General features: G+C 45.8%; 8 protein-coding genes and 1 tRNA gene. 3 read left to right on the top strand and 6 right to left on the bottom strand.

All coding sequences use genetic code 11. The features are described from left to right. From RM811_RS03755 to RM811_RS03745, 3 genes are all read right to left on the bottom strand, one after another. A tRNA-Phe gene (locus tag RM811_RS03755) sits at positions 1 to 76 on the bottom strand. A gap of 188 nt (positions 77 to 264) precedes the next feature. Next, positions 265 to 1227 (bottom strand): MBL fold metallo-hydrolase, encoded by a 963-nt coding sequence (locus tag RM811_RS03750; protein ID WP_402520902.1) that lies wholly within the window; start codon positions 1225 to 1227, stop codon positions 265 to 267. A 154-nt stretch (positions 1228 to 1381) separates the two neighbouring features. Continuing rightward, positions 1382 to 3163: a GMC family oxidoreductase gene (locus tag RM811_RS03745; RefSeq protein WP_402520900.1), complete on the bottom strand. Its 1782-nt coding sequence runs from the start codon at positions 3161 to 3163 to the stop codon at positions 1382 to 1384. 775 nt (positions 3164 to 3938) lie between these two features. On the opposite strand from RM811_RS03745, the gene RM811_RS03740 reads away from it, so the two are divergent. Continuing rightward, complete coding sequence (locus RM811_RS03740; RefSeq protein WP_402520898.1) at positions 3939 to 4277, top strand: high-potential iron-sulfur protein; 339 nt, start codon at positions 3939 to 3941, stop codon at positions 4275 to 4277. A gap of 65 nt (positions 4278 to 4342) precedes the next feature. Here the strand turns inward: RM811_RS03740 and RM811_RS03735 are convergent, their stop codons facing one another. Continuing rightward, positions 4343 to 5398, bottom strand: coding sequence for an ankyrin repeat domain-containing protein (locus tag RM811_RS03735; RefSeq protein ID WP_402520896.1), 1056 nt, complete (start codon positions 5396 to 5398; stop codon positions 4343 to 4345). Between the two features lie 779 nt (positions 5399 to 6177). On the opposite strand from RM811_RS03735, the gene RM811_RS03730 reads away from it, so the two are divergent. Further along, positions 6178 to 7002, top strand: a complete 825-nt coding sequence (locus RM811_RS03730; RefSeq protein WP_402520895.1) for a 23S rRNA (adenine(2030)-N(6))-methyltransferase RlmJ — start codon at positions 6178 to 6180, stop codon at positions 7000 to 7002. A 95-nt stretch (positions 7003 to 7097) separates the two neighbouring features. Here RM811_RS03730 and RM811_RS03725 read toward each other — a convergent pair whose 3' ends face one another. Both RM811_RS03725 and tnpA read right to left on the bottom strand, forming a co-directional pair. After that, positions 7098 to 8426 carry a protein kinase domain-containing protein gene (locus tag RM811_RS03725; protein ID WP_402520893.1) on the bottom strand — a complete coding sequence of 443 codons (1329 nt, stop codon included), beginning with the start codon at positions 8424 to 8426 and terminating at the stop codon, positions 7098 to 7100. A 223-nt stretch (positions 8427 to 8649) separates the two neighbouring features. Continuing rightward, positions 8650 to 8766, bottom strand: coding sequence for an IS66 family insertion sequence element accessory protein TnpA (tnpA, locus tag RM811_RS03720; protein WP_402520904.1), 117 nt, complete (start codon positions 8764 to 8766; stop codon positions 8650 to 8652). Positions 8767 to 8965: 199 nt separating this feature from the next. Here tnpA and RM811_RS03715 point away from each other — a divergent pair, with 199 nt between their 5' ends. Continuing rightward, positions 8966 to 10486, top strand: a complete 1521-nt coding sequence (locus RM811_RS03715) for a putative adhesin (protein ID WP_402520891.1) — start codon at positions 8966 to 8968, stop codon at positions 10484 to 10486. The last annotated feature ends 133 nt before the right edge of the window (positions 10487 to 10619 follow it).

Genomic DNA, 10619 nt, shown 5'->3' with positions numbered 1-10619 from the left:
TGGTGCCTAGAGACGGAATCGAACCATCGACACGCGGATTTTCAATCCGCTGCTCTACCAACTGAGCTATCCAGGCACAAACACTAATGTTGTGCGAGGCGTATTAAACGGATTTCATCGTGGTGAGTCAAGTCATATCTTATTTTTGTGCCATTGATCAGTTACTTAGGATTAGTCACGAAACAACCTCCCTGATTTTTTTGCCAGTCTGTGCTGAAGAGCACCAGAAATGTGGACGTTATTTAAGGACAGTCCTTGCAACGATTAATCCTGCAACTGAGCCCATACTTCCTGATCACGTTCCGCCGTCCATATCCTGGGCCAGTCGATACCATCCAACTCATCCCACAACCTTTGCACATTAAATGGCAGACAGTGCTCAAAAATCGGCCAGCCTCCATACTGTGGTGCCAGACTCTTGTGGGCCACTGCAAACGCCTCTTTCAATGTTCCCTTGTTTTTATACACGTCACCGACCTGGTCAATCATGGTCTTGAGAAAATTACGGCTTTGCTCGATAGCGGCATCAACACTATCCCGACCATGAACAACGGCACCCCGGCCACCCACCAGTATCTCTACACCGTAGGCTTTCACTTTATCCAGTGTTGTGGTGGACCAGTCGAAATGAAAAGCGTCACCGGTATAGAGCGCCGCCTGAGCTTCAACGAGATCACCGGCAAACAGAATTTTCTGCTCCGGCAACCAGGCACAGAGATCTCCGGCAGTATGACCACGACCACAGTATTCAAGCACCAGATTACCCCTCTGCCCGCCCAGGGGAATTTCCAGCCGGTCATTAAATATAATATCCGGATGGGTCAAACCCGATATGCCTTCCGGCTCTCGAAACAACCTGGGCATACGACGAAATTCACTTTCCCAGTCTTCCATGCCGCGCTCTTCGATCAGGAACTTCGTGTTTTCGTGGGTAATGATGGATTCTGCGAAAAAAGCCGATGCCCCCAGAACCCTGACAGCATGGTAATGTGACAGCACCAGATATTTAACAGGTTTCGTCGTGTGCTTGCTGAGTTCAGTCAGCCAGTCGCCAGCGGCCTTAGGTGTTGCCCTGGCTTCAAAGGCGATAAGAAAATCTTCCGCCTCAATGGCCCCGACATTGGGGTCACCTTCGGCAGTAAAGGCATAAACACCATCCGCCAATACTTCGAGCGTCTCATTTTTTTGTTCAAGATCTCCTGAAGAGGCAAATGGCTTTATGGTCATTAACTGGCTCCTGAAAAATCGATTTATGAAAGTGATAGTCGAAGGATCCAATATAGCTCAGACAATACTAACCACTCTGATTTACTGTCTTTCAAGCAAACAAATCAGTGCAGATCTGTTGATAATCGACCGATTGATGACTGACCGCGTTCGGCTAATGACCAGATTTACGCTGGTCATCATCCAGAATCATCTGAGCCCCATACTCGGCAATCATCATGGTTGGGGCCTGGGTATTTCCGGAAGTTATGTAAGGCATTATTGAAGCATCAATCACCCTCAGGTTTTCAACCCCTTTCACCTTCAGGTCAGGCCTGACCACCGTGGCTTCGTCTGTCTCCGCCCCCATACGACAAGTGCCCACCGGATGATAGCTGGTCATGGCTAAGTGCCGGATAAAACAGCGCCAGAAGTCATCCGTATATTGCCCATAGTGATCACACGCCTCACTAATCTGACCCACTTCAAGCTCACCACCTATGGAGTGCCATGCACGGGTGCTGGTGATTTTTTCCAAAATACGAATGCCCTGCAATAAATGCTCAGTGTCGTTTTCTACAGACAGGTAATTCGGCGAGATAATCGGCTTGCCTTCAGGATTCAATGGGTTAAGACGGAGGGTTCCACGACTGTCAGGATGCAGCAATACTGGTAAAATGTAGACATAGTTCCGGATAATACCTTTGTATTCTTCCTCTTTGCTTATCCCGTCTAAGGCTGGCGCCATCGCTGGAATTAAATTGTAGTTTTTAAAATCTTTTGGCGTTCCGCTGGTAACCACAAGATAGAATTCAATATCAGGGGGAGAATTATCATCTTGCTGATCAACATAAGTCGTTCTGAAAAAACCAAGGGCCTCCGCCAGATTGGTTATCAACCGATCATCACGCCCGGCAAGATAGCTAAAGAGACTCCACAAACTATCATCCCGCTCAGATAAGGTCGGGCTGTTCACTGAGAAAGGAACAGGCACCATAAGATGATCCTGAAGGTTGTCGCCCACAGGGAGATCAGCAACCACATCGATATCAAGTGTTTCAAGGTGTTCTGCTGGCCCAATGCCACTTAGCATAAGCAATTTTGGTGACTCTATGGCACCGGCTGAAATGACCACCTCATTACGGGCAAAAGCCTTATACTCAACCCCCTTATATCTGAAAGAAACGCCAGCAGCCCGGACCGTTTTTTTATCATCAGCCCCTTGAGACAGTAAAATCCGGCTTACATAAGCCCTGCGGATAATCTTTAAATTATTTCCCCCGGGCAAACTATCCAAAAAGGCTGATTTAGTACCTTCCCGCCACCCATTTTTGATATGCGCCTGAGCCAGGCCACACCCCTGATTCATGAGCAGGCCATTGTAGTCATCCAACTTTCGATAGGACGCTTCTTCACAGGCTTTTAAAAATGTTTCCGGGATAATTTTATTTCTACCCGGAATGGAAACGGCCATTTCCCCCTGAACACTGTGAAAAGGGCTAGCTGCCAACTCTTTACTCAGAGCCTTTTCCGATTTCAGAAACCACTTCAACACATTTTCATAAGCCCACCCCTCACACCCCCCATAACCATCACAATCGGCCCAGCCATCAAAATCAGCCTTATGCCCTCTGACGTAGAGCATGTAATTCATGCCTGACGAGCCACCCAGCATTTTCCCCCTTGGCCAGGCGGAACGGCGATGAGTAAAAGCAAAGTGAGAGCACTCCTGGGGCTCAGTTTGATAGGCCCAGTCATATTCACCTTTCTGCAACGTTGCTGCTACCGCCGGAATCCAACTGGCAAAAGGTGGGGCTCCCCCGGCTTCCAGCAGCAACACTCTCAAGCCTTTTTTTTCGGTCAGCCTGTGGGCCACCACACTCCCGGCACTGCCTGCCCCGACAATGATGTAGTCATAGACTTCCTGATCACTAAACGTCTGAAACCATTCTGGCATAAAGCCTGACGCCTGTGCCGCCTCGTCCCTGAGGATAAAACAGGAAAGCACCATGACTGATAACGCGCACCACCTGAAAACGCTTTTTACTGGCTGAGAAGACAGCACATGAAAACCCTGCATCCGGAAAAAGGAACAGCTCCTAATATAGTCACCTCTTGACCAATCGTGTGGAGAATTGATCGAGACTGAGGCGCAAACTCGCGCTCTTTAGGGGCGGGTCTAGCCGAGAGACTACTTTCCTTTAGGGGCGGGTCTAGCCGAGAGACTACTTTCTTTTTCTATCAGTTCGCAGAAATCCTGCTATTCTCAATTTTCTTTACGGTCAAGAGTGCGCTAATTGCGGAAACACTCAACCCGACAACCGATACATGACCTTTTTTTTTCGGTAACTGTGGATACATTGGCAGGTCAACGTAAAGAAATGAGTAACACAAATTGTTTTTGGACGGTTCTTTTGAAAAGTGAGTTGATTGGTATGGGTATCCCCTGCTGACTAAAGGACGTGGAGCCAAGCATAAGCCGGTAAAGGGCAAGCCCCTCTATCGCCACTGGCTGTGAAACGTCAAAAAAGAAGATAACGGCTGTTGCTTCGGTAGCTGCTTTATTGGAAGCTCTGCCTTTAGGCCTTTAGGCTCTCGAGTCCCAGGGGCTCTTTAGGGACGAGTAGTTCACTTCCTCAATGATCCGTGCCATACAATCTCTCGTAAAAAAAAAGTTTTAAACCTGAACACCCTCAGGTTTAAAAACCATAAGATAAAGATGAGGTAATTCCATGTCTGATCAATCGTCAGGTTCTGAAAAGCGTGGATCAACACGGCGCCGTTTCCTGCAATTGGCTGCCGCTTCTGCGCTCATTCCCCTATTGAATATTCATAGTCGTCCTGCCCATGCAGAATCACTGCCTCCCCTGAATGATACCAACCCAACGGCAGCAGGGCTGTTCTATAGAAAATCTCAGGAAGGAGCCAAAGCGGTAGATGGTTATCAGGAAGGCAGAAAGTGCGACAACTGCTCACTGTATACCGCAAGTAACAGTGGCTGCATGCTCTTCCCGGGCAAATCGGTAGAGCCTGCAGGCTGGTGTAAGGCGTGGGTGCCTAAGCCATCCTGATTCCAAACAGGGATCAATCATCTGGAAGTGTCATCAACAGGAATTACCAATACCGGATGACACTTTCATAATGGCGTATTTCGCGCGAGTCTCTTTTCCAGAAGTCTGGCGACTTTCAGGTGATGATACTTTCTTGCCATATCAAGGGCGGTTTTTCCGTATTTATTGGTCTCACCCTTATCAGGTTTTTCTCCCCACGGCATTTTAACGACTTCTTCATTTCCTTTTTTGGCAGCAAGTATCAGAAGTGTATTTCCATCCTTGTCACAAAGGCTTTTATCGGATTTTTCCCATAATGCGCGAACAATATTGTTCGATTGGTTCCGCACAGCACACAACATCATGGTTTCCTGACGTTTATTGATTCTTCTATTCACATCTTCATGGAAATATTGCATATAGAAATTAAGAAGTTCAGGATCATTCAGTTTTATAACCCGCTCTACAGATTCAGAATCCAATCTTAGCAAAGACAAGAGTTTCTTTACCTGTTCATCATTTCCCTGCTCGTTTTTGAGTTCTTTAAAAAGTGCACATTTAACCGCATCCCTCCCCATAATGTGTCGGGCAATATACTTTTCCAGTTGAGTAATCCTGTATTTTTCAGAATTTTCAACGCGGAGAAGGCTAAGCAGAAAATATCTTAGCCTGAAGCGGAGACTGTTTTTCACATCGCCTACATTAGATTCATGGAGCCGTCTGACACTTTCAATATCACTGCATTGGTCAATTTCTTTTTCAAGCTGGGCATCCGGATTATTTTCTACTGGCCTTGTATTAATATACTGAATCTCACGGGCAAGCTTTTTCGTATTCTCAGGGGTTTGTAATCTTCGTTTATTCTTGAAAGGTTTATGAATATGTTGATAACCGGACTTGAGGACATCAGCAACAAAGGTTGAACAGTTAAAAAGTTTACTGTACTGACTATTCTCATAAATTTTCAAAGATTTTCTCAATATTTTTTCACAGTCAAGCCCTGTCACCGATACAATGCTATGATCAGATACACAGTCATAGTGATCAACAATATCTTTAATAATACTTTTTCTAAGCTCAAATCGACTGTCTGACTCATTGAAATCCTTCTCAATATCCCAATCGAGATTTTCACTGATCAATTTCCACTTCGAATGTTGAGATCCGAATGAAAAATACCTCGGCTCTCCACTCACAGGATAAATTAAAATTGCTGAGTGACGTCCATCGGCAAAATCAAAAACCAGGCAGGAACCTGGCTGGCATTTATCAATTATTTCTGATGCTCTCTGTGAACAGTTTTTTTTGAGTTCATTAATGCTTGCGGGATTAACATCATTTTTCTGATGGTCTATTGCTTTAGAAATTACACTGAAACTGCTGACATATTTCCGGGACATGAACAGGTCTGAAATAGCGGCTTTAATTACCTTGAATACTCCCTTCGCAGGGACATGCCTGAAAGACCGCCCTTCAATACTTTTTTCATGTCGTGGAGCTGTGGAACCTGAAGTATAAGGTCGGCCTGGGTGAGGCTCACCGCTGGAGCATAAGGTAACTGAATGACCACCTGTGTACCCTGATGGTGACACTATGAGGCTTTCATGCTGGTTGTTAACGCTTCTCATTACTGACAAAGAAGCTGATTCAATAGGTAATCCCATAATCTATCCCTGTATTCTTGTTTTCACTCCTATCACACAGAACAGCCACACTAGCTGAAAACACTTGGCTTATAACTAACAGAATGGTTGGCAGTACTGACCAAAGTTGATCAATCCATTAAAATGCCTCTACTTTATGATGGAGTACTACGCAAACCGTCACACCAATGGATATATCGCCGTATGCCAGTGAATCAGGGAATCTGCTAGACTCCCTCGCCCCTTATTCCACCTCTCTCAGGGCTTTCAGAACCCCCATGCTCAGCTATCAACACCACTACCACGCCGGGAACCATGCCGATGTACTTAAGCACTGGCTGCTGCTGGCCTGCGTGCGCCATATGCAGAAGAAAGATAAGCCGTTTGATTACATCGACACCCATGCCGGTGCGGGTCTTTACCGGCTGGACTCAGCAAAGGCCCGCAAAACCGCTGAAAGCGATGAGGGTGTGCTTAAACTGGATTGGAAAAAGCTGGATGGCTTGAAAGATTATCGCAGTCAGGTTGCTGATGATATCCGGGCAAGGTGTTACCCGGGCTCACCTTTGCTGGCCAAAAGGCTACTCAGGCCCGGTGATAAGGCATGGCTCTTTGAAATGCACCCAAAAACTATCATTGAGTTGCGGAAACACTGCGAAAAACACAAAGTTTGTTATGTACGTCAGGAAGATGGTTTTCAAGGCCTTTCGAGCCTGTTGCCCACAGCCAGCCGACGCGCACTGGTGTTAATTGATCCCTCTTATGAGATCAAGTCTGACTACCAGACGGTGGTTAAGGTCATGGAAGCGGCTTACCAGAAAATGCCTCAGGCTATGTTACTGCTCTGGTATCCGGTGGTGGACGTACATCAGATCCGGCAGATGGAAAAAGCATTCGCCAAAAGCAAAATGCGCAACGTACAGCTGTTCGAAATGGGAATCGCCGACAACAGTGAGCCGGGTATGTCAGCTTCAGGCATGGTGGTGGTTAACCCTCCCTGGACGCTGGCAGATGACTTTATCAGAACCATACCTGCTGTTTCTGCTCATCTGGCTAAGGACCATAAGGCTCGCTGGCGTCATCAGACGTTATTGGCAGAGTAATGTTATAGAATCAGGGTGCTACTCTACTGCATCAATTGCCGAAACAACGACCTCTGAGAAAGCCTCCTTCCGGATATTGCCAAAATAGCCAGGACTCAAACATAAATGACCTGGCTTTGATTTCGAATATCTTCCTGCAATGATGCTGGTGTTAGAATAGGGGCCAGTGTTTTCTGAACGTCCGCCAAAGCCATCCTATCTTCAGGGCTGGATTTGGTTAGCCCAATGATCACATTAACCAGAGGGTTATATTTTCTTACAAATGACGGATTATTAAGCAGAAGGCCCAGATTCTTATTCAGTATTTCTCGCTTGGTTTTATCATTCATTTTTGCGAACTCTTTATTCCATTCCGCCTTTTTATCCCACTCCTTCCTGAGCGATTCATCAATAGGTTTCTTGATATCCTTATAATACTGTTTTACTAATTGAAACAGGTCATGATCTGTTACGACAGCAATAAGAGTGACACCCAACCCCCATAAATCAACACCAACATCACAGATGCTGTCCATTTTCTGATTACAGTAAACGTCAATTACCTCAGGAGCCATATATTCTTTTGTACCAACTATGGTGGCATCAACGTTCTTAGCATCTGAAAGCCGTATGATCGTACCAGCGTCCACGAGTTTAACGTCGACCTGAGACCCTTCCCTCCCGGGAGAAATCATAATGTTTTCTGGCTTCATATCCCTGTAAAGAATATCGTGCTGATGGTAGTGTCCCAGTGCCGCTGAACCCTGAAGCGCCACCTGAATGGCGAGATCTGTTTTTTCAAGAATTGACCAATATCCGTTAAGCGTGTCAAAAAGATCTTCTCCTTCAATGTATTCACTGATGACACACCTAATACGGTAATCCTGGCAGTTTTCAGAGAGGATACTCTGCGGGCCTTTGATAGCAGCATAGGTTTTATCCACAGTGTTATGCACAATGAGTGCACAGATGCTTGCGATACCTTTATGTGGAAGGAGTGACAAGCCGAGATACTCACCGTTATCAGGCTGCAAAAAACGGTCACCGGAATCAGAACTTATGATTTTAACAGCATATTTATTCCCGGTAGATTTATCGTTCGCCAGATAGACTGTAGCATTGTAACCCGAGCCCAGTTTTGCCTCTTCATTCGACCCTGATATCTGTAACCCTAATAACCCATCCAGAGCCTTTATTCGACCAGAATATTTGACTTCTGTCCCCCACCCGTACCTGGCTCGCAATTCACTGGCAGATTTGTCCAAACTCTGAATGGCACTTTCATTCCCGGGACTGTCCCAATAATCTGGAAGTACAGATGCCAAGCCTGACTCATAAGATTTATAGGTTCTGGGTGGCTTTTTAGAATTAAAATGGATAGGGTCATTTTGTCCAACAAAGAAAGTCTTACTCTCAACCTCTCCAGAAGACGCAAGCGGCCCCATCCGTAGACCTTCGGCAACAGGCCCTTGAGCTCTCACCTGACGATTAAAAACTCTGCCACAGCAACTCCAAAAGCAGCCTGATTGCTTTTGCAGCCTTGGTTCGTATTCAGTATGCAGGCGAGCATAATTATCCAACAGACGTTCAACCTATTCAGACATGTTTATTTTCCGACCATCTGAAAAGGAAAACGTTCAATCGCTTGATTAATATTTGTACTCCCTGTTAATAATTCCTCTGAAAACACCTCACAGATTTAATGGACAACTTATGTTGTCGGGCGTATTCAGCCTGAGAAATACCGCTTGTGTGCCAGGCTTCAATGTGCTGAAACCAGAACATGCATTTGCTGGACATATTACCTCCGCGATTGATGATTAGACTCAGTATCCCGGTGGTGAGTTATTTTGTGTAGATGGGTTTTGCCTGACGCTTACATATAAAAGTTATCGAGTATAGCTAAGCTTATTTATCAAGCTCAACAAATCACAGGTATCTATAATTTAAATTAAGGTCAGGCAATCATGGATGATAACCAAATATGAACAGTGGTGGAATTGGCTCACTTAGCGCCTCCCAGGTTAAGCAAATCAATCAGTTAGCATCTAAGAAAGGTGCTGACAATAAAGTATTGGTAGCAAAATTTAAGGGTAAGAAAGTTAAATTTTCAGCAGTAAAGCCAAAGGTTAGCTCCAAAACCAAACAGGAAAAACCCGTTAAAGGTACTGATTTGGCAGTAAAAACCTTGGGTTTGAAAGATCGAAAAATTTCACCTGTGATAGCTAAAAAGCTTATCAACGCCTGGAAAGAGTCACAAGGCACTCATGCCAGCTTGTCAGATATTCAACTCCTTAATGAATATCTTGCAAGCAGTGGTAGCCCCTTGAACCCTGATTTAAGCTCATCGTCAACCAGTCTGGACAGTGCTTTAGGAGACAGTATTTCAGGTAGTGCCAGTTCATTGAACACACTGCACTCTGACTGGAGTTCAACATCCAGCCTGGACAGCGGTTTTTCAGATAGCACTCTCTCGCCAGATTCATTAGATGAAGAAGGCCAACCCATTTTTGGAACATTTCAGCCGAAGCAGCCTGGCACCGTGGGAAGCAGCCTCTCTGGCAGCCTCAGTTCATTAAATACACTGCACTCTGATTTGAACTCATCATCAACCAGTCTGGACGCTGACGCTCATGTTGGCCTGCAAGTAAATGTCGGCAAACCAGAAGTGACTTTTGAGCCAGCCGGTGATTTAGATTTACCGCCTGATTACCCCGCACCACCACCTCCCCTGCCACCTAAAGCAAAGACTGGAAAAAAACCACCAGTACCACCCAGACCACCTAAAAATAGCCTTGTGAGCCAGATAACACCTCGAGCTGAATTGAAGCGTCTCCATAATACGTACGCTGTTAATATAAGAACCATCGAAATAAATGGTTCGCCTGTGGGCTATATATTCAGTAACCAGAGAGCCGAAGGAGAGCAAAGGCCTACCACACTACTTGTTGAAGCTCATGGTGGTGGGTACTATGCCGGGGGTCAAAAGATCCCGCCATTCACTACGCCAGAAAATACACGCTTCCTGATGTCCGCCAGAAGAAACCAGACATTCGAGGTGGCTCCATGGATTCAGGCCGATGCTATCTCCAGGGGACAAATCGATTTCGGTCATGATGATCAAATATACGGAAGCCTGGACCAGGGCAGCGGCATACGTATGACAAACTATCATCTGTCACCCATTACTAAAGAGCAGGGTGACAAGTATGATTTAAGCTTGGAGAAAACCGCACACTTAATGCAGTTCTTTCAGAAATCAGCAAAAGCAGATGGTCGTATCAACGCTTTCAATATGTTTATGCTCGACCCCAATATGTCCGGGCATGTTTCTACTAAAGACTTAATGCAAGCATTTGACCAACAGGGTGTTGAATACAAAGACATCGTCATGAATGTATGCCGCCCTCAACAAAGAGGCGAGGTCAGTATGACAAAGGCCATTGATAATATTCAAAGAGCAAAACAAAATCGGTTATCACAAATGGGGCCGCGCAGGACATAAGGGAAGCTGCAATTAAGAACATACCACCGTCATTCCCGCGAAGGAGGCTGTCGCAAAACCCACCAGGAACCTCGTTCCCACGCTCTGCGTGGGAATGCATAGCCAACCACAGGAATCGTGTCTGTGGTTGGGT

Source organism: Endozoicomonas sp., from assembly GCF_031844845.1.
Classification (GTDB): Bacteria; Pseudomonadota; Gammaproteobacteria; order Pseudomonadales; family Endozoicomonadaceae; genus Endozoicomonas.
The sequence above is the reverse complement of the archived record's forward strand: the minus strand, read 5'-3'. Positions and strand labels throughout refer to the sequence as shown.

Excerpts from the sequence above, each read along its gene's own strand:
- RM811_RS03750 (WP_402520902.1), bottom strand. The coding sequence starts at position 1,227 with ATGACCATAAAGCCATTTGCCTCTTCAGGAGATCTTGAACAAAAAAAT.
- tnpA (WP_402520904.1), bottom strand. The coding sequence starts at position 8,766 with ATGTTCTGGTTTCAGCACATTGAAGCCTGGCACACAAGCGGTATTTCT.
- RM811_RS03730 (WP_402520895.1), top strand. The coding sequence starts at position 6,178 with ATGCTCAGCTATCAACACCACTACCACGCCGGGAACCATGCCGATGTA.
- RM811_RS03715 (WP_402520891.1), top strand. The coding sequence starts at position 8,966 with ATGAACAGTGGTGGAATTGGCTCACTTAGCGCCTCCCAGGTTAAGCAA.
- RM811_RS03745 (WP_402520900.1), bottom strand. The coding sequence starts at position 3,163 with ATGCCAGAATGGTTTCAGACGTTTAGTGATCAGGAAGTCTATGACTAC.
- RM811_RS03725 (WP_402520893.1), bottom strand. The coding sequence starts at position 8,426 with ATGGGGCCGCTTGCGTCTTCTGGAGAGGTTGAGAGTAAGACTTTCTTT.
- RM811_RS03740 (WP_402520898.1), top strand. The coding sequence starts at position 3,939 with ATGTCTGATCAATCGTCAGGTTCTGAAAAGCGTGGATCAACACGGCGC.